The organism is Micromonospora sp. NPDC000121, assembly GCF_042899165.1.
Classification (GTDB): domain Bacteria; phylum Actinomycetota; class Actinomycetes; order Mycobacteriales; family Micromonosporaceae; genus Micromonospora.
On sequence record NZ_JBIAZP010000006.1, the window covers coordinates 86,155 to 109,287 of the forward strand.

The 23,133-nt window shown below is 75.8% G+C and carries 20 protein-coding genes; 5 read left to right on the forward strand and 15 right to left on the reverse strand.

Going from position 1 to position 23,133, the window contains the following annotated elements; translation table 11 throughout:
* Window positions 1-27: 27 nt before the first annotated feature.
* Together ACFY23_RS18675 and ACFY23_RS18680 are read right to left on the reverse strand one after the other, a co-directional pair.
* A complete protein-coding gene (locus ACFY23_RS18675) occupies window positions 28-1,293 on the reverse strand; it encodes a hypothetical protein (RefSeq protein ID WP_350680240.1) in 1,266 nt (421 codons plus the stop codon).
* Window positions 1,290-1,811: a SigE family RNA polymerase sigma factor gene (locus ACFY23_RS18680; RefSeq protein WP_350680241.1), complete on the reverse strand. Its 522-nt coding sequence runs from the start codon at window positions 1,809-1,811 to the stop codon at window positions 1,290-1,292. The genes ACFY23_RS18675 and ACFY23_RS18680 overlap by 4 nt, the downstream gene beginning before the upstream one ends.
* An 89-nt stretch (window positions 1,812-1,900) precedes the next feature.
* On the opposite strand from ACFY23_RS18680, the gene ACFY23_RS18685 reads away from it, so the two are divergent.
* Window positions 1,901-2,779 carry an aminoglycoside phosphotransferase family protein gene (locus ACFY23_RS18685; RefSeq protein ID WP_350680242.1) on the forward strand — a complete coding sequence of 293 codons (879 nt, stop codon included), beginning with the start codon at window positions 1,901-1,903 and terminating at the stop codon, window positions 2,777-2,779.
* Window positions 2,780-2,865: 86 nt separating this feature from the next.
* Here the strand turns inward: ACFY23_RS18685 and ACFY23_RS18690 are convergent, their stop codons facing one another.
* On the reverse strand, window positions 2,866-3,675 hold the full coding sequence (locus ACFY23_RS18690; protein WP_350680243.1) for a DNA-formamidopyrimidine glycosylase family protein: 810 nt from the start codon (window positions 3,673-3,675) through the stop codon (window positions 2,866-2,868).
* 138 nt (window positions 3,676-3,813) lie between these two features.
* Here ACFY23_RS18690 and ACFY23_RS18695 point away from each other — a divergent pair, with 138 nt between their 5' ends.
* The 3 genes from ACFY23_RS18695 to rocD all read left to right on the forward strand — a co-directional run bounded on the left by ACFY23_RS18695 (window position 3,814) and on the right by rocD (window position 7,058).
* Window positions 3,814-4,611 (forward strand): UbiA family prenyltransferase, encoded by a 798-nt coding sequence (locus tag ACFY23_RS18695; protein WP_350680245.1) that lies wholly within the window; start codon window positions 3,814-3,816, stop codon window positions 4,609-4,611.
* A 420-nt stretch (window positions 4,612-5,031) separates the two neighbouring features.
* Entirely contained in the window at window positions 5,032-5,847 is an 816-nt protein-coding gene (ddaH, locus tag ACFY23_RS18700) for a dimethylargininase (RefSeq protein ID WP_350680303.1), read from the forward strand.
* Window positions 5,844-7,058: an ornithine--oxo-acid transaminase gene (rocD, locus tag ACFY23_RS18705; protein WP_350680247.1), complete on the forward strand. Its 1,215-nt coding sequence runs from the start codon at window positions 5,844-5,846 to the stop codon at window positions 7,056-7,058. The genes ddaH and rocD overlap by 4 nt, the downstream gene beginning before the upstream one ends.
* Window positions 7,059-7,121: 63 nt before the next feature.
* On the opposite strand, the gene ACFY23_RS18710 is transcribed toward rocD, so the two are convergent.
* Complete coding sequence (locus ACFY23_RS18710; RefSeq protein ID WP_387051248.1) at window positions 7,122-8,267, reverse strand: FHA domain-containing protein; 1,146 nt, start codon at window positions 8,265-8,267, stop codon at window positions 7,122-7,124.
* Window positions 8,264-8,557 carry a 4a-hydroxytetrahydrobiopterin dehydratase gene (locus tag ACFY23_RS18715; RefSeq protein WP_350680251.1) on the reverse strand — a complete coding sequence of 98 codons (294 nt, stop codon included), beginning with the start codon at window positions 8,555-8,557 and terminating at the stop codon, window positions 8,264-8,266. Before ACFY23_RS18715 ends, ACFY23_RS18710 begins: the two co-directional genes overlap by 4 nt.
* Before the next feature lie 184 nt (window positions 8,558-8,741).
* Here ACFY23_RS18715 and ACFY23_RS18720 point away from each other — a divergent pair, with 184 nt between their 5' ends.
* Window positions 8,742-9,509 (forward strand): hypothetical protein, encoded by a 768-nt coding sequence (locus tag ACFY23_RS18720; RefSeq protein WP_350680253.1) that lies wholly within the window; start codon window positions 8,742-8,744, stop codon window positions 9,507-9,509.
* Between the two features lie 54 nt (window positions 9,510-9,563).
* Here ACFY23_RS18720 and ACFY23_RS18725 read toward each other — a convergent pair whose 3' ends face one another.
* The 10 genes from ACFY23_RS18725 to ACFY23_RS18770 all read right to left on the reverse strand — a co-directional run bounded on the left by ACFY23_RS18725 (window position 9,564) and on the right by ACFY23_RS18770 (window position 23,075).
* Window positions 9,564-10,613 carry an acyl-CoA desaturase gene (locus tag ACFY23_RS18725; RefSeq protein WP_350680255.1) on the reverse strand — a complete coding sequence of 350 codons (1,050 nt, stop codon included), beginning with the start codon at window positions 10,611-10,613 and terminating at the stop codon, window positions 9,564-9,566.
* Between the two features lie 187 nt (window positions 10,614-10,800).
* Complete coding sequence (locus ACFY23_RS18730; RefSeq protein ID WP_350680257.1) at window positions 10,801-14,511, reverse strand: SCO7613 C-terminal domain-containing membrane protein; 3,711 nt, start codon at window positions 14,509-14,511, stop codon at window positions 10,801-10,803.
* Window positions 14,512-14,559: 48 nt separating this feature from the next.
* Window positions 14,560-14,880: a divalent-cation tolerance protein CutA gene (gene cutA / locus ACFY23_RS18735; RefSeq protein ID WP_350680259.1), complete on the reverse strand. Its 321-nt coding sequence runs from the start codon at window positions 14,878-14,880 to the stop codon at window positions 14,560-14,562.
* A 9-nt stretch (window positions 14,881-14,889) separates the two neighbouring features.
* The gene (locus ACFY23_RS18740) at window positions 14,890-15,906 is read right to left on the reverse strand and encodes a 1-acyl-sn-glycerol-3-phosphate acyltransferase (protein ID WP_350680261.1); all 1,017 of its coding nucleotides are present in this window, start codon (window positions 15,904-15,906) and stop codon (window positions 14,890-14,892) included.
* Window positions 15,906-16,739, reverse strand: coding sequence for a patatin-like phospholipase family protein (locus tag ACFY23_RS18745; RefSeq protein ID WP_350680263.1), 834 nt, complete (start codon window positions 16,737-16,739; stop codon window positions 15,906-15,908). The genes ACFY23_RS18740 and ACFY23_RS18745 overlap by 1 nt, the downstream gene beginning before the upstream one ends.
* A 133-nt stretch (window positions 16,740-16,872) precedes the next feature.
* Window positions 16,873-17,934 (reverse strand): glycosyltransferase family 4 protein, encoded by a 1,062-nt coding sequence (locus tag ACFY23_RS18750; RefSeq protein WP_350680305.1) that lies wholly within the window; start codon window positions 17,932-17,934, stop codon window positions 16,873-16,875.
* Between the two features lie 182 nt (window positions 17,935-18,116).
* Window positions 18,117-18,788, reverse strand: coding sequence for a BON domain-containing protein (locus tag ACFY23_RS18755; protein WP_350680265.1), 672 nt, complete (start codon window positions 18,786-18,788; stop codon window positions 18,117-18,119).
* Between the two features lie 173 nt (window positions 18,789-18,961).
* Entirely contained in the window at window positions 18,962-20,770 is a 1,809-nt protein-coding gene (locus ACFY23_RS18760) for a trypsin-like peptidase domain-containing protein (protein ID WP_350680267.1), read from the reverse strand.
* A 62-nt stretch (window positions 20,771-20,832) separates the two neighbouring features.
* Window positions 20,833-22,377: a HAMP domain-containing sensor histidine kinase gene (locus ACFY23_RS18765; RefSeq protein ID WP_350680269.1), complete on the reverse strand. Its 1,545-nt coding sequence runs from the start codon at window positions 22,375-22,377 to the stop codon at window positions 20,833-20,835.
* Window positions 22,374-23,075 (reverse strand): response regulator transcription factor, encoded by a 702-nt coding sequence (locus ACFY23_RS18770; RefSeq protein WP_091103329.1) that lies wholly within the window; start codon window positions 23,073-23,075, stop codon window positions 22,374-22,376. Before ACFY23_RS18770 ends, ACFY23_RS18765 begins: the two co-directional genes overlap by 4 nt.
* Between the last annotated feature and the right edge of the window lie 58 nt (window positions 23,076-23,133).

The window sequence follows — 23,133 nt, forward strand, 5'->3', positions numbered from 1 at the left end:
ACCGGTCGACGCCAGGCCGACGGCCCGTCACCGGCAGGTCCAGCGCACCGCCCGGCCCGTGTTGTCGAGGTAGAGCTGCCCGGCGACCACCCGCCCGTCGTCACTGAGGCTCCGCACCCAGCCGCTTCCACTGGCGGTCGTGCCGTCCAGCCCTGGCAGCTTCACCATCTTCGTGTCGGTGACCACGGCGGTGAGGTTGTTGCCGGAGGACGTGCCGGCCTGCCAACCGCGGGCGTTTCCGGTCCCGGCCCAGACGGTGGCCGGCAGCAGCTCCGCCTGTCCCGTCCGCAGATCGATCCGCACCGGGTACTCCTGCAGGGCGTTTCGGGGCTCGCCCGGCTGCTTCTCCCGCCACGCCATCCCGGTCACCCAGCCGCCAGCCAGCGACAGGGGCGTGAACTGGACGGTGTCTCCGCCCGGCACGCGGGGCAGCGGCAGCACCTCCGGTCGGGTGGCGCCCGGACGCCAGACGACCGCCCGCCGGGGCCGGCCCGGATCGACTGCGCCGGCCATGTCGGCCATGTCGGCCAGGACGGTGCCGTCCTCGTCGATGTCGACCGCCGACCCGTACCAAGCGGGGCCGGGCAGCGGCAGATCTACCGCCTGGGAGTCGTACGAGTCCCAGACCACCGGCCGTGTCGCCGGCCAGGGCCCCACACTCTCCACGTCCCGCCAGCCGACGATCCGACCGGCGTCGTTGACCGCCGTCGCTGCCCCGGAACCGATTCCCGGCAGGCGGACGGGCTGGCCGTCGCGCACCGCCAACGCCTCCGGCAGGCCGCGGGTGGGCCTCGCGGAGCCCACCGCCAGACCGGACCGGTTGACGTCTTGCAACTCCTGCTCCTCGCCAGGCAGCTCGACCGCCCGGACCCGCCCCTCGTGCCAGATCAGGAGACGATAGTTCCGCAGGTTCCGAGGGATCTGGCGGCCGACCAGCCACCGGCCGTCGGGGTCCCCGCCGGTGACCACGCTGCCGAGAGCGTCGTCCGGCACGGGCAGCAGCTCGGCCGTGCACACCCCTTCCCAGGGGCCGGTCGGCCGCGGTTTCGGCGACGGCAGGCTCGGGCTCACCGCCGGCGCGGGCGCCGCCCGGTCACGCCCGTGCAGGATCCCGGGCAGCGCGGCAGCCGCCAGCACGCCGAGCGCGGCGGCTCCGGCCACCGCCGCCCGGCGGTTGCGCCGACGCCGGCGTGCCTCCCGGATCGCGCCCGGCACGTCGATCCGGGGCAGCCCGGCGGGTTCCTCGTCGAGCCGCCGCAGCAGGTCGGTGACGCGTTCATCGTCGATCGTCATGATCTCCGCTCCCCTCCGGCCCGACCGGCCAGTTCCCGGCCGCCGAGTAGTCGTCGCATCGCCGCCAGCCCATGGGAGGTCTGGCTCTTCACCGTGCCGGCCGAGCAGCCCAGCGTCCGGGCCACCTCCTCGACCGGCAGGTCGTGCACGAACCGCAGCACCAGCACGGCCCGCTGCCGGGGTGGCACCTCGGCCAGGGCGGCACGCAGCACCGTCCGCTCCTCGACACCCCGGTCCTCGGTGGACCGGACGTCGGGCGGCCCGCCGAACAGGTGCACCCGCCACCAGCCACGCCGCCGGGTGTCCAGGAAGAGCCGGACCAGCACCGTGCGGACGTACGCGTCGAGCTGCCCGACGTCACCGATCCGCGCCCAGCGCCGGTAGAGCCGGGTCGCGGTCTCCTGCACCAGGTCGTCGGCCTGGTCGGCGTCGCCGCAGAGCGCGTACGCGAGTCGGCGCAGCGCGGGCAGGCGCGCGGTGACGTACTCGATGTATTCCTGGTCCGATGCGTCCGGCATCCGGCCACCTCCGTGGGGTTCCCTGTTCCAGACGGTCCCGGCCCGGAAACGGTTGTACGCGACCCACGGGCGTGTCCGAGGATGGCCGGATGGCCGTGGACATCGAGATCCCCGACGGGCTGCGCTGGACCGAGGAGGTCGAGGCGGGCCGGGCGTGGCGGGCGGTGCTGCCGGCCCGGCTGGCGGAGTGCGTCGAGCGCTGGCAACTGCGGGTGGGACGCCCCTACCCGTACGCCTTCGCCTCGCTGGCCCTGCCCGCCGAGCTGCCCGACGGCACGCCGGCGGCGCTCAAGCTCCAGTACCCGGACCCGGACAGCGTGCACGAGGCGACGGCGCTCGGACACTGGGCCGGGACGGGGGCGGCCCGGCTGCTCGCGCACGACCCGGAGCGGCGGGCGCTGCTGGTGGAGCGGTGCGTGCCCGGCACGCCCCTGCACGAGCTGCCCGCCGACGCGGCGCTGGACGTGGCGGTCGGGCTGCTGCCCCGGCTGTGGCGACCGGCCGGCCCGCCGTTCACCCCGCTCGCCGAGGAGGCCGCCGGGTGGTGCGAGCGGCTGCCGGTGAACTGGGAACGGGCCGGCCGGCCGTACGAGCGGCGGCTGCTCGACGCTGCGCTCGGGCTCCTCGGCGACCTCGTCGGCAGCCAGGGTGAGCAGGTGCTGGTCAACCAGGACCTGCACGCCGGCAACGTGCTGCGGGCCACCCGCGAGCCGTGGCTCGTCATCGACCCGAAGCCGCTGACCGGCGAGCGGGAGTTCGGCGTCGTGCCGCTGGTCCGCGGGGCGGAGCTGGGGCACTCGCCCGGTGCCGTCCGGCACCGGCTGGGCCGGCTCAGCGCGGAGTTGGGGCTGGATCGGGAGCGGGTGCGGGGCTGGGTGGTCGGGCAGACGCTGGCCTGGAGCATCGGCGAGGGGCAGGTCTTCCCCCGACAGGTCGAGGTGGTCCGCTGGCTGCTCGACGGGACGTGAGCACCGCGGGCGACGCGGCGGGCGTCAGCCCCGGCGCGGCGGTGCCAACACCCTGGGCGCCGCGGCCGGCGTCGGCACCGCGGGCGTCAGCCCCGCTGGCAGGTGGGGCACCAGTAGAGGTTGCGGCCGGCCAGCTCGCCCCGGCCCACCGGCGTGCCGCAGACGTGACAGGGCGCGCCGGGGCGGCGGTAGACGTACACCTCGCCGCCGTGCCGGTCGACCCGGGCGGCGCGGCCCATCGCCTCGGGCAGGTGCGCGTCGCGGACGGTGTCGATCCGGCCGCGCGCGACGGCGAGCCGCATCAGCGTCACCAGGTCGGCCCAGAGCCCGTCCCAGCCGGCGCGGTCCAGCCGCCGTCCCGGCAGCGTCGGCGGCAGCCCGGCCCGGAACAACGCCTCGGTCACGAAGATCAGCCCGGTGCCGGCCACCACCGACTGGTCCAGCAGCAGCGCGGCCAGCGGCGTGGGGCTGCGGGAGATCCGGGCGTACGCCCGGTCGGGGTCGGCGTCGGCGCGCAACGGGTCGGGGCCGAGCCGGCCGCGCAGCGCCGCGACCTCGGGCGGGGTGAGCAGCTCGCAGGCGGTCGGGCCGCGCAGGTCGAGCCAGTGCCGGTCGCTGGTCAGCCGCAGCCGCACCTGGCCGACCGGCTCCGGCGGCTCCCCCGCGCCGTCCGTGAACTTCCCGTAGAGCCCGAGGTGGACGTGCAGCGTCAGCTCGCCGGCGTGGTGGTGCAGCAGGTGCTTGCCGTACGCCTCGGTGGCCTCCAGCACGGTGCCGGTGAGCCGGGCCGCGCCCTCGACGAAGCGGCCCTGCGGGCTGGCGGCGTGCAGCTTGTCGCCGGCGAACAGCTCGGCGTGCCGCGCGGCGAGTCGGTGGATGGTGTGTCCCTCAGGCACGACGGCAACGGTAGCCGGGCCGGGGCCGGCACCGGCGCGGCCGGGTGTCGCGGAGTTCGCGGCTGGGTACCTCGGGTTCGTTACCGCGCGGGCGCCACCCGCTCCACCGGCCGCCGCGCATTCACCAGGAGGTGTGTTGTGGTCAAGATTCCTTCCCTGTCGCGCCGGACGGAACCGGCGCCGACGGACAACGACGCCGACGGCCGGTACCGGGCCGAGGACGCCGGCCCGGCCGGCCGCCCGGTGGTGACCGACCGGGACAGCGACCAGGCGACCTACCGCAGCAGCGCGGCGGCCGGAGCCGACGGGCCGGCGACGGGAGCCGACGGGCGAGGCGGCGACGCCGAGCGGCGGGCGGCCGAGCGCGCCGCCGTCGCGCGGGCGGCCACCGCCCGGCCGGTCGACGACGACACCCGGCGCGGCCCCAGGGTCGCCGACGCGGACCCGACCCTCGAACGGACCGTCGACGGGCGGACGGTCGACCTGGACCGGGACGCGGCGGCGGCGCGGGCCGCCGGGCCGGACCGGGACCGCCCGGTGGACCGCCCCGTCGACCGGGACGGCGACGGCGTCGCCGACCGGGCCCCGGAGCGGCCGGTGATCACGGGCCCGAAGCCCCGGGCCAGCCTGCTCGCCACGCTCGGCCTGGTCGTCGGCGTCGCCGGCGCCCTCTTCGTGCTCACCGGCACCCTCGCCGGGTACGGCATCGGGCTCGGCGCGGTCGGCGCGGTCCTCGCCGTGCTGGGTCTCATGGCCACCCGGCGCCGGCACATCGCCGGCAAGACCGACGCCCTGCTGGGCATCGCGTTCGGCCTCGGCGCGGTGGTCCTGGGCGTGCTCGCCATGACCGGTCAGTTCGACTGGCCCACCACGGACGGCGACTGGGTGGGGCGCCTGCGGGAGTGGCTTGACTCACAGTTTGCGGACCGCTTCTAGCGGGCACTGTCGGGCTCGCCGGCGGCGCTGCCGGCAGTGCCGGTGGTGCACCGGCGACGCCCGACCAGCCTGGTGGTTCACCAGCCGGGCACATCCTTTCGGGGGCGGCGGTTCGCCGCCCCCGAAGTGTTTCCTGGTCCTTTCGGGGGCGGCGTCCGCCGCCCCCGACGTGCTTTCCGCAGGTCGTGCTGGAGCCGCGCCCCTGTCCCGTGCTGGCCCCGCTCCGGCGGAAAGCGTCGGCACGACGTGATGCGCAACGAACCGTCGCCCGTTCCGCCCCAGACGCAATGATTCGCTGCCCTGCGCAACTTCCAGCGGTGGATACCACGCATCGGTGCCGCATAACGTTGAGCAACGGCGCCAGCCCCGTGGGCCGAAGATGGCCGGGGCGCGCCCGACCCTGGGAGCAGGACAATGACGATGGACGCCACCAGCCAGCGCTTCCTGATGTGCCGGCCGACGTACTTCGCCGTCGACTACGCGATCAACCCGTGGATGGACCCGACGGCCCCCGTCGACGCCGACCTCGCCGTCCGGCAGTGGGAGCGGTTGCGCCAGGTCTACCGGGACCTGGGCCACACCGTCGAGGAGATCACTCCGGTGCCCGGGCTGCCCGACATGGTCTTCGCCGCCAACGGCGGCACCGTGATCGACGGCAAGGCCATGGCCGTGCAGTTCCGCGACCCGCAGCGCGCCGACGAGGCCCCCGCGTACCGCGCCTGGTTCGAGGCCGCCGGCTTCGAGATGTACGACCCGAAGCACGTCAACGAGGGCGAGGGCGACATCCTGCTGGCCGGCGACTTCCTGTTGGCCGGCACCGGCTTCCGCACCGCGCACGCGTCGCACGCGCAGCTCCAGGAGGTCTTCGGCTACCCCGTGGTCACCATGCAGTTGGTCGACCCGCGCTTCTACCACCTGGACACCGCGCTCACCGTCCTCGACGAGCGGACCGTGGCCTACCTGCCGGAGGCGTTCTCGCCCGGCAGCCGCGCCGTGCTGCGCCGGCTCTTCCCGGACGCGGTGCACGCCACCCTGGCCGACGCCGAGGTCTTCGGGCTGAACGCGGTCAGCGACGGCCGGCACGTGGTGCTGCCCGCGCAGGCCACCGGCCTGGCCGCGAAGCTGCGCGACCGGGGCTACGAGACCATCGGCGTCGACCTGTCCGAGCTGCGGAAGGCCGGCGGCGGGCCGAAGTGCTGCACGTTGCGACTCCGTCAGGGAAAGGCGAGCAAGTGATCGAGGACATGCTGCGGACGCCGGAGGCGGTCCGCGACGCGGAGCGGTGGACCGCGCACAACTACCACCCGTTGCCGGTGGTCATCTCCTCCGCCGAGGGCGCCTGGCTGACCGACGTGGACGGCCGCCGCTACCTGGACTGCCTGGCCGGCTACTCGGCGCTGAACTTCGGCCACCGGCACCCGCAGCTCGTCGCGGCCGCACACGCGCAGCTCGACAAGCTGACCCTCACCAGCCGGGCGTTCATCCACGACCAGTTCGCCGACTTCTGCCGGGAGCTGGCCGAGCTCTGCGGCAAGGACCTGGTGCTGCCGATGAACACCGGCGCCGAGGCGGTGGAGACCGGCATCAAGGTGGCCCGCAAGTGGGGCTACCAGGTCAAGGGCGTGACGCCGGGCCAGGCCAACATCGTGGTCGCCGAGGGGAACTTCCACGGCCGCACGACCACCATCGTCAGCTTCTCCACCGATGAGGACGCCCGCGCCGACTTCGGGCCGTACACCCCGGGCTTCACCGTCGTGCCCTACGGCGACCTGGACGCGCTGACCGCCGCCATCGACGAGAACACCGTCGCGGTGCTGCTCGAGCCCATCCAGGGCGAGCAGGGCGTCGTCGTGCCGCCGGAGGGCTACCTGCCGGGCGTACGCCGGGTCTGCACCGAACGGAACGTGCTCTTCGTCGCCGACGAGATCCAGTCCGGCCTGGGCCGCACCGGCGCCACCTTCGCCTGCGAGCACGAGGGCGTCGTGCCGGACATGTACCTGCTCGGCAAGGCGCTGGGCGGCGGCATCGTGCCGGTCTCCGCGGTGGCCGCGAACGCCGACGTGCTGGGTGTGCTGAAGCCGGGCCAGCACGGCTCGACCTTCGGTGGCAACCCGCTGGCCTGCGCGGTCGCCACCGAGGTGGTCCGGCTGCTGGCCACCGGCGAGTTCCAGCGCCGCTCGACCGAGCTGGGCGCCCGGCTGCACGCCGGCCTCCGGGTGCTGGTCGGCAGGGGCCTGGTCGCCGTGCGGGGCCGGGGCCTGTGGGCGGGGCTGGACATCGACCCGGCGCTGATGAGCGGCCGGGAGGCGTGCGAGCGGCTCGCCGAGCGTGGCGTGCTCGCCAAGGACACCCACGGCTCCACCATCCGGCTCGCCCCGCCGCTGGTGATCACCGAAGAGGAGATCGACCACGCGGTGGCCCAGCTCGCGGCCGTGCTGGCCGGCTGACCCCGTACGACAGCGGCGGGCGTCGGGACCACGGTCCCGGCGCCCGCCGTCGTCTGCCGGCAGTCAGCGGGGCAGGCGCATCGCCATCGTGGGGGCCTCGGCCATCACCGAGTTCGGCGTGTACGGCGCGCCGGCGGGAAGCTCGCCGGGCCGGCCGATCTGCACCCCGGGGTAGAGCTCGACCATGTCGCCCTCGACCAGCACCCGCGACTGCTTCGGCGCCAACGGGACGCGGTCGCCCTCCGCCATCGACCCGCCCGGCCGGATGCCGGAGCCGTTGGTGCTCACGTCCGTGACGATGACCTCGCCGACCCGCAGCTCGAACCGGACGTGGCTGCGGCTGATCCAGCGGCGCGCCTCATCGTTGAGCCACTGGCCGAGCACGATCCCGCCGGCCTGGTCGGGCGCCCGGCCGACCAGCGCCGGCTGGTCCTCGGTGAGCACGAAGCGGCGCCGGATCAGCCCGCCCACCCGCACGGCGAGCACCACACTGCGCGGACGCGGGCCGGCGTCGCCGAGCCGGGTGCCGTGCCGCGGGCAGGTGGGCGCGCCGCCGCGCAGGGAGGGCGGCGGCTGGGCGGCGGGGCTGCGCTCCACCCGGGCCAGGTCGGCGAAGGACCCGCCGCCCCCACCGCCGAAGAGCGCGCAGCCCGGCTCCGGGCAGCGCCACTGCCGGGAGAGCAGCTTCACGCCGGCCGGCGCCCGGGCGCCGGCGACCGGGGTGTGCCCGCCGCCGACGTGGGCGACGAAGGCCGGCCCGCCGGCGCCGGGCACCGGGGCGAGCACGCGGCCGGGCTGCTCGACCAGCCACGGGTACCGCCCGCGCAGGCCGTCCGTCCGCCCCCGGGTGAGCACCGGCAGCCCGAGCAGGTCGGCCACCTCCAGCATCCGGTCGCCCGGGTTGTCGAGCACCTCGACCAGCCCGTCGTCGGCCCACCGGCGGACCACCATCCGCTCGTTGGAGGTGAGGTCGGCGTCGGAGAGCAGGGCCCGGTGGACGACCGCGTAGACGGGGACGCTGTCCTCCTCCAACTCCCGGGCGAGGGCGTCGATCACCATGCCGAGGCGGAGCAGGCTGGCCGGCCGGCCGCCGTCGAAGTCCTGGTAGCGGATCACCTCGGCCAGGTCGAGGACGGCCCGGGCCAGCGACGGGTCGGTGCAGACCCGCCCCTCGATGGCGTCCAGCACCTTGCTGATCTCGAATCTCATCGGACGCTCCCCACGATCTCGTCGATCCGCCGGGCCAGTTCCAGATCGCGCCGGGTGACCCCGCGCGCCGAGTGCGTCACGCAGCGGAACGTCAGGGTGCGCCAGCGGATGTCGATGTCGGGGTGGTGGTCCAGTTCCTCCGCCGTCGCGGCGACCCGGTCGACGACCGCGATGGCCTCCGGGAAACTGGCCAGCTCCACGGTGCGGGTGATCCCGGTCTGGTCTCCCGACCAGCCCACCAGCCCGCCCAGCTCGTCTCGCACCGCCTCGGCGGTGAGCACGTCTGCCATGGGGAGACCCTACCGGGAGGGGTCGCAACGACGCCGACCAGCGGCGGGAGGTGTGTCCCACCCGGCAGGCGACCGGACGGGGATAGATGGGTGGCTGTGGACGGCGGACGTTAGGCTTTCCGGCGGCCCGGCCGGGCCGCGACCGGCGTCGCCCCGGCCCACCCTGCCAGAGGAGATTCTCAGCATGAACACTCGACGGCTGGCGACCACGGGGGTCGCTATCGTCGCCGCGCTCAGCCTCGGTCTCACCGGGTGCGGCACGAAGACGGACGCGGACGCTCCGGCCGGCAACGGCACCAGCGCGGCACCCGCCAGCTCGGCCCCGGCGGACGCCCGCGCCGAGCTGACTGCCGCCGCGCAGAAGCTCAACCAGCAGAGCGTTCGGATGGAGCTGAAGTCGGCGGTCATCACCGGCAGCGGCGTGATGGACCCGGCCACCAAGACCGGCGACATGACGATGAAGGTGGGCGCGGAGGGCACGTTCCGGATCCTGCTGCTCGGCGACGACGCCTACCTGAAGATCACCGGCATGCAGGGGATGCCGAAGAAGTGGCTGCACATGGACACCACCAAGCTCGGTAAGAGCGGCCAGTTCAACCTGATGCCCGAGGGCGACCCGGGCGGCGCGAAGCAGATGATCGAGAGCGTGGTGGACGTCGAGAAGACCGGCACCGGCAGCTACGCCGGCACCCTCGACTACACCCGCACGAAGGCCGACGACCCGTCCATCCAGGCCCTCGGCGAGAAGGCCAAGTCCGTCCCGTTCACCGCCAAGGTGGACGACCAGGGCCGGCTCGTCGAGTTCGCCATCGACACCAGCGTGCTGCACGAGTCCCTCGGCATGATGACCACCACCTACTCGGACTTCGGCGCCCCGGTCGCGGTGAAGAAGCCCGCCGCGAGCGAGACGCAGGAGGCCCCGCAGGAGCTGATCGAGTCCATGGGCTCCTGACCCGACGCAGGAAGGCGGGGGCGGCGCCGGTCGGCGCCGCCCCCGCCGCGCGTCTCAGCCGCGCAGCGGCCGGCCCACCTCGTGCAGGTGCGCGAGCGCCTGGCGGTACGACTCGACCAGCCCCGTCTCCGCGTACGGGATACCCCGCTCGGCGCAGTACGCGCGCACGATCGGCTGGGCCCGGCGCAGGTTCGCCCGCGGCATGTTCGGGAACAGGTGGTGCTCGATCTGGTAGTTGAGCCCACCGAGCGCGACGTCGACGAACCGGCCGCCCCGGACGTTGCGGGAGGTCAGCACCTGCTTGCGCAGGAAGTCGAGGTCGTCCTCGGCGGTCGGCATCGGCATCCCCTTGTGGTTGGGGGCGAACGAGCAGCCCATGTAGAGGCCCCAGAGCCCCTGGTGGACGGCGACGAACAGCAGCGCCTTGCCCGGCGACATCGCCAGCAGCAACCCGCCGAGGTAGCCGACCGCGTGCAGGCCCAGCAGCAGCGCCTCGACCCTCCGGTGCCGCATCGGGGTGCGGAACCGGCCGTCCGGCTCCCGCCCAACGACCGCCCGCACGCTCGCCACGTGCAGAGCGAGCCCCTCCAGCAGCAGCATCGGGAAGAACAGCCACGCCTGCCGGCGGGCGAGCCAGCGGCTGACCCCGCGCGTCGCGGCGGCCTGCTCGTACGTCCAGACCAGCGCGCCCGCCCCGACGTCCGGGTCCTCGTCCTCGTGGTTCGGGTTGGCGTGGTGCCGGTTGTGCTTGTCGACCCACCAGCCGTAGCTGAGCCCCACCGCCAGGTTGCCGGTGAGCAGGCCCACCGCCTCGCTCGGCCCGCGCCGGCGGAACATCTGCCGGTGACCGGCGTCGTGGCCGAGAAACGCGACCTGCGTGGTGGCGACGGCCAGGAACACGGCGACCAGGAGCTGCGCCCACGAATCCCCGACGAGCCCGACCGCGCCCCAGCCCGCCGCGAAGACGCCCAGGGTGAGCACGATCCGCGTCACGTACCGGCCCGGGCGCCGCTCCAGCAGCCCCGCCCCGCTGATCCGCCGGGACAACTGTGCGTAGTCACTGCCCCGCCGTACCGGCGGGTCTGCCACCGCTCCGAGCACCATTGCGGCTCCCGTTCCCTCGATCCGGATACCGCGCCGGCCGGCGCGCCCTGCCGTCCAGTCTTCCGAGAACCGTTGCGCTGAGTAACCCTGTCCACCCCCCGAGCGGGGGTAGTGCTGCCCCTACCCCCGAGCCGCCGCCGAGGCCTGCCGGCCTCCCGCGCCGGGCGACCGGACCCGCCCCCGCCGGTCAGCCCATCCGGCCGACGGCCGCCCGGAGCCGGGCCAGGTCCCGCCGCCGTCGCTCGTACGTGGCGGCGAGGCCGATCAGCGCGAACCCGCCGACGGCGAGGAAGATCCACCGGGGCAGCAGGTCCCACCCGCGCACCAGCTCGTGCAGCGCGAGCAGCGCCAGCGTCACCCCGCCGAGCAGCACCGGCGCCTGCCAGCGGCGGGTGGCCCCGGCGAGCACCGTGCCGAGCGCGGCGGCCCCCAGCAGCAGCCGCCGCCACGGCTGGGGGTCCGGCGCCACCAGCACCGACACCAGGCTCGGCAGCAGTGCGGCCGCGAGCCCCGGGCCGAGCGCCAGCCAACTGGTCAGCCCGGGCCGGGTGCGCAGCGCCGCCACACCCGCCCCGAGGGCCAGCGCCGCCGCCGGCACCGTGTACGCCTCCAGGACCGCCACTCCCCCGGCGGCCAGCAGCAGCCAGCCGCCGAGCAGCTCAGTGCCGCCGGCGATGCCCGCGAACGCCCAGCGGCGGCCCGCCGGCTCGCCCCGGCGCAGCACCCGCAGCGCGACGGCGGCACCCCAGAGCACGCAGACCGCCGCCGCGTACCGGAGCGCGCCGACCGCGAGCAGCAGCGCGACCAGCGCCACCGCCTGGGCGGCCGCGTCCAGCACCGCCGCCGTGGCGGGCCCCCGGCGGGCCGGGGCGGCCCCGACCGGCGCCCGGCGACCCCCGAGCAGCGCGGCGGCGGCCAGGGTGAGCACCGCGACGGCGAGCACCCCGAACGCGGCCGTCCGCAGCGGCAGCCCGCCGGCCAGCGGCGCGGTGACAGCGAGGCCGGTCGCGGCGGCGACCGCCACCAGGCAACCGGCGAGCCGGGCGTCGTCCCGACGGGCGGCCACGCCGACCACGGTCGCCGCCACCACCAGCACGGCCAGGCCGGCGAGCGTGCCCGCCCTGGTGGCCAGCAGCCCGAGCAGCCCGGAGGCGGCCAGCGCCAGCCCCACCGGCACCCCGACCGGGGCGAGCAGCGGGCGCGGCGCGGCCAGCGCGGCGACCAGCACCGCGACCACCCCGACGGCCAGCGTGACGGCCGGCGCCGCCGGCCACGGCGCGCCGGCGGCGACCAGCAGCACCGGCAGGGCGATCGCGGCGAACGGCAGCGCGACGAGCGCGGCCCGCCACCACCCGCCGCGCGCCGACGCCCCGCCTCCGGTCCCGACGGCACCCCACGTGCCGGCTCCGGTCCCGACGGCACCCCACGTGCCGGCTCCGGACCCGACGGCACCCCACGTGCCGGCACCGGACCCGACGGCACCCGGGGTGCCGGCAGCGGGACCGACCGCGCCCGGGACGGTCCGGTCGGGCCGCGCCGCCAGCAGCGTGGCCACCGCCAGCACGACCAGCGCCACGCCGGCCGGGAACGCCTCCGGGGCGGGCTCGACCGCGGGCGCCCCGGACCACGGCGACACCCCGCCGTACGGGGCGAGGAGCACCGTCGCCGCCACCGGCGCGGCGGCGGCGACGGAGATCACCAGCAGCACGACGCCGGCCATCCGCAGGACGGCGTCGGAGCGGGCCGCACCGCCCAGCGTCGCCAGCAGGACGGCCACCGCGGCGTAGAGCGTCACCGGTTCGTCGGCCGGTACGACCGCCGGCGCCAACCCGACCAGCGCGACCGCCACGGCGAGCCCGACGGAGGCGTACGCCCGCAGGTCGGGCCAGTGCCGGCGGACCGCGAGCAGCCCGACCGGCAGCACCGCGGCGGCGGCCAGCGCCGCCCGCGCCTGCCACCAGGCCGGCGCCCCGGCGGCGATCAGGGCGACGGTCACGCCGGCCGGCGCCGCGAGCGACGCGACGGCCAGGGACACCCCGGCGATCCCGCGCTGGACGGCCGTGCCGCGCCGGCCGGCGGCGGCCGCGGCGAGCCCGGCGGCCAGGACCACCGCGAGCACCGCCCCCGCCCCGCCGGGAGCGGCGAGCCCCGCCAGCAGCGCGTGCCCGAGCAGGAGGGTGCCGGACGCCGCCGCGGTCACCGCCGTCCAGGAGCGGGCGCCGGGCCGCGCCACCGCGACGGCCAGCAGGCCCGCCCCCGCCGCCAGGTCCAGGGCCACCACGGCGGGCCACGGCGCCGGCCAGCCGGCGGGCACGGCGAGCACGGTGGCAGCCACGCCGAACGCGGCCAGCGCCGGCCGGGCGGCCCGGGGCAGCAGCAGCCCCCCGGCCGCCAGGGTCAGCACGATCACCACGGGCAGTTGCCAGCCGTGGGCGATGTCCGGCCCGGGGGCGGCACCGTGCCACGGCGGCAGCGACCGGCCGACCGCGCCGCCGGCGAGCACGACGGCCGCCAGCACGGCGAGCTGGGCGGTCCCCCCGGCCACCAGCAGCGCGCCGAACCGGGGACCGGTCCGCCAGCCGGCGGGCAGCAGCCGCACCGCGCCGGCCAGCGCCACCACGACCAGCGCCGTGAGCACCGGCGACGTCCCCAGCTCGACGACGGGCCGGACGACCGCGCCGGCCAGCACCGGCACCAGCAGCCCGGCGGCGATGGCGCGGAACACCCGACCGCCGGTGAGCACCGCCGCGCCGAGCAGCGTCAGTGCCACCAGCAGCAGCGGGCCCCCGGCCAGCAGCGGGATGCCGGCGGCCCGGCCCAGGGCCAGCGGCAGCAGCGCGCAGCTCGCCGCCACGGTCAGCGCGCCGGCGTACCCGATCCAGGCGACGACGCGCCCGGCGAGGACCACCGGACGCTCCCCCGATCCACCCGCTGGACCGGGCGGTACGGCCGCCGGTGACCCGTTGGCCGGGGTCGGGGCGCCGCCGACCGGGCCGCCCCGAGGACGCAGCGCGACCAGCACCGCCAGGTCGAGCAGCGCCACCCCGACGAAGACCACCGCCCAGCCGGCGGCGTCCGGCCGGGCCTCGACGGCGAACAGGGGCAGCACCGGATGCGCGGTCACCAGGGCCGCGAACCACGGCACGGTCAGCCCGCTGAGCCGGGCGTACCCGGCCGCGACCGCCGCGCCGGCCCCCCCGACCAGCGCGGCGTAGCGGGTGCCGGGCCAGCCGGCCACCCCGAACAGGTCCACCGTCCAGGCGGCGTACCCGTCGAGGAGCACCAGCAGCAGCCCCACCGCGGCGAAGGTCTCCGCCGTGCCGCGCAGCCCCCGCCGCACCGCCACCAGCGGCGCGGCCAGGGCGAGCGCGGTGAACGCGGCCAGGATCAGGGCCCGGCCGGCGACCCCGACCGCCGCCCAGGCGACCGCCGTGAAGACCACCGCCGCGGTGCCCAGCAGCAGTCCGCCGAGGACGAAGAGCAGGCTCTGGACCGTCCGGGTCGAGGTCTCCGCCCCGCCCGCGCCGACCGGAGCGGGCACCGGTGCGACCGGCCCCCGGGCGGGCCACGCCGGCACCGGGCGGGCCCGCGCGAATGCCGGGGCCGCAGCCGGTGCCGGGGCGGCGACGGGCGCCCGGCGCGCGGCGGGGCCGGGAAACTCCGCCCGGACCGCGGCGGCCAGCTCCGCCCGGCGCCGGCGGCTCGCCGCCAGCCGGTCGACGAGCCCCTGGTACGCCACGCGGGCCCGCTCGACCTCGCCGCCGAGCGCGGCGATCTCCCGGTCGAGCCGGATCACCTCGGCGGCCGCCGGGTACGGCGGTCGCCCGCACCCGGAGCAGCCGGAGCCGAGGGAGGCCGGCGCGCCGCAGGCGGGACAGGGGTAACCGGTGGTCTGCACCCGGTCATTCTCGGCCGGTGCCCTGTCACCGCCCCAGAGTGCGCGTACTCAGGGCCTGGTGTGCTCGTGCACCCAGGCGGCGTACGCGGGGTCGCCGCTGTCCACCCGCGTCACCAGGATCTCCGGGACCTCGTACGGATGGCTGGCACGGATCTGCTCCACCAGCGCGGCGGCCCGGTCCGGCGCGGTCTTGAACTGCACCGACCACTCGGTGCTGGTCTCCACCCCGGCACGCCACCAGTAGGTGCTGTCCACCTGGCCGCCCACCTGCGCGCAGGCCGCCAGCCGACCGGCGACCGCCGCGGCCGCCAGCACGTCGGCGACCGACCGCGCGTCCACCACCGTCGTCACCACGCAGATCTGGTCCACCAGCGCACCCTACGCGGCGCCGTCGCGATTGGCCGCGATCCACTCGTCGATCCGCGCCCACCAGTCGAAGAGCCAGTCGATCCGCTCCTGCCGACCGGTCGGCACCTCCTCGGGCGGCACCGACCAGAAGCGCATGACGATCCGCTTGTCCATCGGCAGTTCCCGCCACACGTCGGCCACGGTGAGCATCCGGTCCAGGCCGGTGTGCGCCACGAAGATCACCCCGGCGTCGGGGGCGGCGTCCAGGGCCGCGAGCAGCCCGCCGGGCTGCGGGGCGAGCACGTGCCGCATCCGTTCCGCCCGCAGCGCCATGCGCTCCAGGCCCAGCGCGCGTAGCCGGGCGATGGCCCGCAGCCGGCGGCCCGGGGTGAAGTTGCCGCCCTCCGGGAAGATCACGAAGGCGTCGTCGTCGTCCAGGCCCTCGGCCAGGTGCCCGATCTGCTCGGTCACCGAGCCCCGCCGGTCCGGGCCCGGCGCGAGGAAGCGGTTGGGCAGCCGGTTGAGCAGCACGTCGATCGCCGGGTCCCACTGGAGGCTGTCCTTGAGCACGATCCGCGGTTCCCGGTTGAACCAGTTCACCAGGGCGTGTATCAGGATGAACGAGTCGCCGGGGCCGGCGTGCCGGCAGAGCACCAGCTCCGGCCGGCCGGGCAGGGCCGTGTCGGGATCGGTGCCCACCACGTCGATGCTCAGGTGCAGCGTCCAGCGGGCCTGCCAGAAGAGCACCCGCAGGAACCAACCGGCGAGCACGTAGTGCGCCCGCTGGAGGGCCGGCGACCGCGTCCGCCAGCCGAAGCCGGAGGCGACCCAGAGCCCGAAGAGCGCGAGCAGCGCCGCCGCGTCCCAGACCAGGTAGACGCAGCCGATCCAGAGCAGCCGCAGCGGCCGGAACCGGCCCGGGACCAGCGGCGAGGCCGCCGCCGCGAGCAGCGCCCAGACCGGCAGGGTGGTCACCACCAGGAAGGCGAGCAGCACCACGCCGGGGGCCAGGAGCACCCGGCGTACCCACCGTGGCGGGAGGGGCATCAGCGCGCCACCTGGGTGGCCAGGTAGTGCCGGGAGGCCGTGTAGGCGCGGCTGATCCGCCGCCCCACCGCCGCCATGTCCCGGTACGCCCACGGCGTGTCGTCACGCGGGTTCAGCCCGCCGGTGGGCAGCACGTGCACCTCCACCCCGTCGGGCAGGGCCGCCATCTCCCGGGCGAACCGGTGCCGCCGGGCGATCTCGAACGCGACCTGGGCGATCTCCCAGGGCCGCCGGGGCGGAGCCAGCTCCCGCTCGATCCGCCCCACCTGGAGTACGAAGATCCGCCCGGCGCCCGCGGCGACGGCCTCCCCGATCGGGATGGAGTTCACGATCCCGCCGTCGACGTAGTGCTGTCCGTCGATCTGGGCGGGCGGCAGCAGCCCCGGCACCGAGGCGGAGGCCAGCACGGCCGGCACCAGCGGCCCGCTGTCGAACCAGTGCTCGGCGGCCCGCTCGATGTTCGCGGCGCAGCAGCGGAACGGCACCTGGAGGTCGGCGAAGGTGGTCTCCGCACCCAGCTCGCTCTCCAGCAGCTTGCGCAGCGGGCGGGGCGAGTGCAGGTGGGTCCGGGCGGCGAACCGGCGCAGTTGCCGGGCCACCGAGTCGCCGTACACCTCGCTCGCCTCGGGCGAGGCCCAGAGCCGGACCAGCCGGTCGGTGACCGCCTCGGACGGTTCGGCGGCGACCAGCGCGCCGTTGACCGCCCCGATCGACGTGCCGAGCACCATGTCGGGCCGGATCCCGGCCCGGAACAGGGCCCGCAGCATGCCCACCTCGACCGCGCCGAGAACTCCCCCGCCCCCGAGCACGAACGCCACCGGTCCCCGCGCCATGGCCTCATCCTGGCACGGGCCGCAAAGCGGCCGTCCGGTGCCGGTGCCGGCGGGACCCCGTGCCCGCCGGTTCGCCGGAAGCGCGGGGTGAGCGGGCCGCCGGGGAGGGCCGGTCAGACAGGGCCGGCCGAGGTCAACGCCCGGCCACCCGGGCCGGCTCCCGAGCCCCGGCGGACCGGGCCACGTCGGCGATGAAGCGGCGGTACACCCGCTCGTAGCCGGCGGCCATCTGGTCGGTGGAGAAGTTCTGCGCCACGTGCGCGACGCAGTCAGCCGGGTCGAGGCCGGACGCGGCGCGCAGCGCGTCGGGCAGGTCGTCCACGTCCTCGCGGATCAGGCCCGTCACCCCGGGCCGGACGAGTTCCGGCACGGCCCCCCGGTTCAGCGCCACCACCGGTGTGCCCGTCGCCATGGCCTCCACCATCACCATGCCGAACGGCTCCTCCCACTGGATCGGCATGATCAGGCACCGCGCCTCGACCAGCAGCCGCAGCGCCTCCGCCCGGTCGGCGTCGAGCACCACGTGGACGTCCTCGCCGAGCAGGGGCCGGACCGCCTCGTCGTAGTAGCGGCGTTCGGGCGGCTCGTTGCACTTGCCGGCGAGCACCAGCGGCAGGCCGGCCGCCCGGCACGCCTGGATGGCGACGTCCGGGCCCTTGTCGGGGCTGAACCGGGCCAGCCAGAGCACCGGCCCCTGGCTGGGCGCGGTCTTGTGCGGGATGCCCCGGACGTCCATCGCGTTGTGCACCGTGCCGACCCAGGGCAGCCGCGGGTTGAGCCGGCGCTGGGCGTGGGAGATGGCGACCAGCCCGACGCCCGGGTCGGTGTCGCTGAGCACGTCGCCGTACTCGCCCACGGGGTTGCCGTGCACGGTGGCCACGGTGGGCACCGCCCGGCGCCCGGCGACGAGCGGGCCGATCGTGGTGTGGTCGTGGACGACGTCGAAGTCGGCCGCGTCGACGAGGTGGTTGACCCGGGCCAGGTGGGCCAGCTCGGGCAGCGCCTCGCCGAGCCGTTCGAACTGCAGCTCCGGCACGGTGGAGACGAAGTCGGCGGGGGTCCCGTGCTCCTGGCCCGCCCCGAACACGGTCACCGCGTGGCCCCGCCCGCTCAACGCCTCCACCAGGCCGGTCACCACTTGTTCCAGCCCGCCGTAGCCGGGCGGGGGCATCGACAGCCACGGCGGCACCACCATCGCGATCCGCAACGGCCGTTCCGGCACGCGGTCGGTCGGCAGGTGGTTCACGGCCACGAGTCCTCCCCGGCGGTCGGTGGTGTGGGCAGCCGGCGCCGGACGGGCCCCGGCCGGATCACCCGCGCGGCGTGATCGATGGCGGTTTCCCGGTGACGGCACCGCTAAACGGACAAGCCGGGCGCTCACCCGCCCACGAGGAGCCGGTCCCGCACCGCCCGCACTCCCTCTGCGGACCAGGCCACCCGCTCCGCCTCGTCCCGTTCCCACCAGGACCGGACCACGCCGCCGAGGATCACCGTGTCCCCGTCCAGCTCGACGGTCACCCGTTCGGTGCCGATCCCCCGCGCCAGCGCCCGCTGCAGGTCGCGCCGGGTCCGCTCGGCATCCGGGCGGGCGACGGGCCGCACCTCGACCAGGTTCGTCACCCCGCGTACGCCGCGCAGCCGACGCACCTCCCGTTCGGCGGTACGCCGCTGCCAGCCGAACTCCACCTCGCCGCGCAGCATCACCCACCCGTTGGCCACCGTGACGTCCAGCAGCTCGGCGGGGACGAAGCTGTCCCACTCCAGCGCCCGGCTCACCGCGATCGCGATCTCGCCGTCCGTACGCCCCGCCTCGCCGGGCAGGCGCACCTCGATGTCGTCGGCGACCGCCCGCACCCCGCGTACGCGCTGCGCGCAGCGTTGCGCCGCCCACTTGCGGGCGGAACCGTCCACCCAACCGGTCAGGGTGACCACGCCGTCGTCGACGGTCACCCCGATGTCGTTCGGCTGCACCTGGGCGTCCCAGGCCAGCTCGTCGAGCACGTCCCGTTGGATCCGATCGTCGGTCCGGACGGCCGCTGCCGTGGTCATCGCACCCCTCCGTACGCCTCGCCGGGTCTGCCACCGACCATGCCGGCCCGACGGGTGACGGCGGCTCACCCGCACCGGGTGAACCGCCGTCAGAGGAAGCGGCGGGCGACGGAGCCAACCCCCTTGGCCCCGCCACCCGCCGCCGGAGGGAGGAGGAATGTCTCAGTTACCGGTTAGGACGCCTCGGCGAGCGTCACGGTTGCCGTGGATTCGGTGCCGTTGCGCTTGTAGGTCACCTCGACCCGGTCGCCGACCTTGCCGGCCTGCACGGCGCCGACCAGGTCGTCCGAGTCGTTGACCACCTTGTCGCCGAACCGGGTGATCACGTCGCCGCGCTGGAGCCCGGCCTTCTCGGCGGCGCTGCCGGAGGTGACGGCGGCGACCAGCGCCCCGCCGCCCTCGGCGGCCGTCACGCTGACCCCGAGCGACGGGTGGCTGACCTTCTCGCCGCGCTGGAGCTTGCCGGCCACGTCCTTGGCCTTGTTGCTGGGGATCGCGAAGCCGACGCCGATGTTGCCGGTGCTGCCCTGCCCGGCGGTGGCGATCGCGGTGTTGATGCCGATCACCTCGCCCCGGGTGTTGACCAGGGCACCGCCGGAGTTGCCCGGGTTGATCGGGGCGTCGGTCTGGAGCAGCCCGGCGATCGAGGTGGCGCCCTGGCCCGACTCCTGCCGCTGCTCGCTGCTGCCGGCCTGGATGGTGCGGTCGCGGGCGCTGAGGATGCCGGCGGTTACCGAGCCCTGCAGGCCCAGCGGGCTGCCGAGGGCGAGCACCTGGTCGCCCACCTGCATCGCGTCGCTGTCGCCGAAGGTGGCCGGCTTCAGATCGCTGACGCCGGTGGCCTTCACCACCGCCAGGTCGGTCTGCGGGTCGGTCCCGACGATCCGGGCCTGGACGGTCTTGCCGTCGGAGAAGACCACCCGGACGCTGTTCTGGCCGGCGGAGGCGACGACGTGGTTGTTGGTGAGCACGTAGCCGTCGGCGGTGAGGATCACGCCGGAGCCCTCGCCGCTGTCGGTGGCGATGGAGACGACGCTGGGCTGCACGGCGGCGGCGATCCGGGGCAGGTCGGCGCTGTTGATCACCGGCGCGGCGGAGTAGGTGCGGGTGATCCCGGAGTCGCCGTCCAGGGCGAGCGCGAGCGCCCCGCCACCGACGCCCGAGCCGAGCATCAGGGCGAAGACCGCGACGCCGGCGCCGACGAGCTTGGCGATCCGGCCCGGCCGGGGGCCGGCCGCCGGCGTGGGGGCCCAGGGCGGCACCGGCTGGCCCGGGTGGTGCGCGTGCTGGCCGTAGCCGGCGCCCAACTGTCCCGGCTGGCCCGGCTGTCCCCCGCCAGTCCAGCCGGACTGCTGGCCGTACCACGGCCCGCCCGGGTACGTCGTGCCCTGCGGGTAGCCGGACTGACCGACCGCGTGCGGCTGACCGGGCAGACCGGGCTGACCGGCCGCGTGCGGCTGGCCGCCGGGGGCCTGGGCGGACGCGGGGTAGGGCGGGGCGGACGGGCCGGCCGTGGCGGGCGGGAACGGGCCCGCCGGGGTGGGCTGCGCGGCCGGGGCGCCGGGGCCACGGGCCGGGTCCGGGGCGGCGATCCCCTCGGGGGTCCGGGCCTGCTCCGGAACGCGCGGGGCGGCATCGCCCGCGAGCGGGGCGTCGGCGGTCGGGCCCAGCTCGGCGGTACGGGCGGCGTCGCCGCCCGTCGCCACGGAGGCGGCCGGCGTGGCAGGTGCGGCCGGCGTTGCCGATGCGGCCGGCGTTGCGGGTGCGGCCGGCGTTGCCGATGCGGCCGGCGTTGCGGGTGCGGCCGGCGTTGCGGGTGCGGCCGGCGCCGGGGCGGCGGTGTCGCCGGGGGCGGCCGGGGCGGGGTCGGGGCGGGAGTCGGACTGCGCGCGCTCGACGCGGGGCAGCTCGGCGGTGGGGTGTGACGGCTCGGCGTCGGAGGCGGCCGTCCGGCGCTGCGGGTCGGACTCGTACTCGGTCATGGATCCACCTTCGCTCGGACCACTGCGACCAGCCTGGAACCGGCCTGAATGTTGGCTGAAAGTCACTCGCCATCACCCTCGGTGTCCGGCACGAGCGGCAGCCGGACCCGGAAGGTCGCGCCCCCGCCCGGGGTCTCGGTCACCTCGACGGTGCCGTGGTGGGCGCGCACCAGCGCCGCGACGATCGCCAGGCCGAGGCCCGTGCCGGTGTTGCCCCCGGCCCGCCGGGTACGCGCCGCGTCCACCCGGTAGAAGCGCTCGAAGACCCGCTCCGCCTGGTCGGGGGTGAGCCCGGGGCCGGTGTCCGCGACCTCCACCACGGCCAGGTTGCCCGGCTCGACCCGCAGCCGCAGGGTCACCGAGGCGTCGGGCGGGGTGTGCGTGAGGGCGTTGGTCATCAGGTTGCCGATCACCTGGCGGAGCCGGGCGTCGTCCCCGTAGACCACCAGCGGACCGGAGCCGGGCTCGATCTCCAGCTCCACCCGGCGCTCCGCCGCCACCACCCGGGCGGCCTCGACCGCGTCGCTGGCCAGCACGGGCAACTCCACGGGGGCGAGGGAGAGCGGCCGTTCCCGGTCCAGCCGGGCCAGCAGCAGCAGGTCCTCCACCAGCAGCCCCATCCGGGCCGCCTCCTGCTCGATGCGGCGCAGCAGGTCGGCGGTCTGCTCCGGCGCGCTCGCCGCGCCCTGCCGGTACAGCTCGGCGAAGCCCCGGATGGTGGTCAGCGGCGTCCGCAGCTCGTGCGAGGCGTCCGCGACGAACTGCCGCATCCGCTCCTCCGAGCGCCGGGCCCGCGCCTCGGACGCCTGTGCCGCGCCGGCCGCGTCGCGGGCGGTGGCCTCGGCGGCCCGGGCGGCGGTCTCCGAGGCGGCCCGGGCGGTGAAGGCGGCCTCGATCTGCGTCAGCATGGCGTTCAGCGCCCGGGAGAGCCGGCCCAGCTCCGAGGTCGGGACGGGTTCTCCCCCCTCCGGGTCGGGCACCCGCCGGGTGAGGTCGCCACCGGCGATGGCAGCCGCCGTACGCTCGATCTCCACCAGCGGTTTCAGGCTGGTCCGGACGATCGCCGCGCCGACGGAGGCGAGCAGAATCAGCACCGCGCCGCCGACCAGCACGTCGATCCAGAGCAGCTGCCGCACGGCGACGTCCGCATCGGTGAGGTTCTGCCCGACGACAGTGAACTCGTCCTCACTCACCTGGCGGATCATGATCCGCCAGCGGACGCGCTTGTCGGCGCCCTCGGTGGTGAAGGCCCCCTGGTCGGCATGCTTCTCGTACCAGTCGAGGTTGTTCAGGCTGCCGGGCAGGTTGGCCTCGGACAGCGACCGGTCCCGCAGCACGACGCCGCGTCCGGTGCTTCGGTTGGCCTGGGCCAGAAGGTAATCGGTCGGCAGAGTGTTGGCCGTGGCCTGGTTGGCCACGATGCCCCGGTCAAGCAACGCGTTGAGCTGACCGTCGATCCGGCCCACCAGATAGGTGTGCAGCAGGTACGCGGTCGCCACGCTGATCACCAGGAGGGCGGCGGCGACCAGGGCGAGCACCGCGGCGACCAGCTTCACCCGCAGCGGGACGCCGCGCAGCCATGTCTTCCCCTGGTGGACCGGGTTCACGCCGCCGGCTTGCGCAGCACGTACCCGACGCCCCGCAGGGTGTGGATCAGCCGGGGTTGGGTGTTGTCCACCTTGCGGCGCAGGTAGGAGATGTAGGACTCGACGATGTTGTCGTCGCCCCGGAAGTCGTAGTTCCAGACGTGGTCGAGGATCTGGGCCTTCGACAGCACCCGGTTGGCGTTCAGCATCAGGTAGCGCAGGAGCTTGAACTCCGTCGGCGAGAGCTGCACCCGCTGACCGGCCCGGTGCACCTCGTGGGTCTCCTCGTCCAGCTCCAGGTCGGCGAAGGTCAGCCGGGAGGGCGCCTGCTCGCCGGTGCTGGTCCGCCGCAGCACCGCCCGGATCCGGGCGGTCAGCTCCTCCAGGCTGAACGGCTTGGTGACGTAGTCGTCCCCGCCCAGGGTCAGCCCGCGGATTTTGTCGTCGGTGGCGTCGCGCGCGGTGAGGAAGACCACCGGGGTACGCGTGCCGCCCTCACGGAGCATCCGGATGACCTCGAAGCCGTCCAGGTCGGGGAGCATCACGTCGAGCACGACCAGGTCGGGCCGGTGGTCCTTGGCGGCGTGCAGGGCGGCGCTGCCGCTCGTGGCGGTGGCCACGTCGAAGCCCGCGAAGCGCAGGCTCGCGGAGAGCAGTTCGAGGATGTTGGGATCGTCCTCGACGACGAGCAGTCGCGCCTCGGTCTGGGTAGCGGCCATGTCGCCCATCATCCGCGCTCTCGCTGCGTCCGCGCTGGGCGGTCGCTGGAAAAAGCCT

Bases quoted from the DNA above. Each gene is read 5' to 3' on its own strand.
- ACFY23_RS18675 (WP_350680240.1), bottom strand. From the start codon at position 1,293: ATGACGATCGACGATGAACGCGTCACCGACCTGCTGCGGCGGCTCGAC.
- ACFY23_RS18680 (WP_350680241.1), bottom strand. From the start codon at position 1,811: ATGCCGGACGCATCGGACCAGGAATACATCGAGTACGTCACCGCGCGC.
- ACFY23_RS18685 (WP_350680242.1), top strand. From the start codon at position 1,901: ATGGCCGTGGACATCGAGATCCCCGACGGGCTGCGCTGGACCGAGGAG.
- ddaH (WP_350680303.1), top strand. From the start codon at position 5,032: ATGGACGCCACCAGCCAGCGCTTCCTGATGTGCCGGCCGACGTACTTC.
- ACFY23_RS18710 (WP_387051248.1), bottom strand. From the start codon at position 8,267: ATGAGATTCGAGATCAGCAAGGTGCTGGACGCCATCGAGGGGCGGGTC.
- ACFY23_RS18715 (WP_350680251.1), bottom strand. From the start codon at position 8,557: ATGGCAGACGTGCTCACCGCCGAGGCGGTGCGAGACGAGCTGGGCGGG.
- ACFY23_RS18720 (WP_350680253.1), top strand. From the start codon at position 8,742: ATGAACACTCGACGGCTGGCGACCACGGGGGTCGCTATCGTCGCCGCG.
- ACFY23_RS18725 (WP_350680255.1), bottom strand. From the start codon at position 10,613: ATGGTGCTCGGAGCGGTGGCAGACCCGCCGGTACGGCGGGGCAGTGAC.
- ACFY23_RS18740 (WP_350680261.1), bottom strand. From the start codon at position 15,906: ATGCCCCTCCCGCCACGGTGGGTACGCCGGGTGCTCCTGGCCCCCGGC.
- ACFY23_RS18745 (WP_350680263.1), bottom strand. From the start codon at position 16,739: ATGGCGCGGGGACCGGTGGCGTTCGTGCTCGGGGGCGGGGGAGTTCTC.
- ACFY23_RS18750 (WP_350680305.1), bottom strand. From the start codon at position 17,934: ATGGTGGTGCCGCCGTGGCTGTCGATGCCCCCGCCCGGCTACGGCGGG.
- ACFY23_RS18755 (WP_350680265.1), bottom strand. From the start codon at position 18,788: ATGACCACGGCAGCGGCCGTCCGGACCGACGATCGGATCCAACGGGAC.
- ACFY23_RS18760 (WP_350680267.1), bottom strand. From the start codon at position 20,770: ATGACCGAGTACGAGTCCGACCCGCAGCGCCGGACGGCCGCCTCCGAC.
- ACFY23_RS18770 (WP_091103329.1), bottom strand. From the start codon at position 23,075: ATGGCCGCTACCCAGACCGAGGCGCGACTGCTCGTCGTCGAGGACGAT.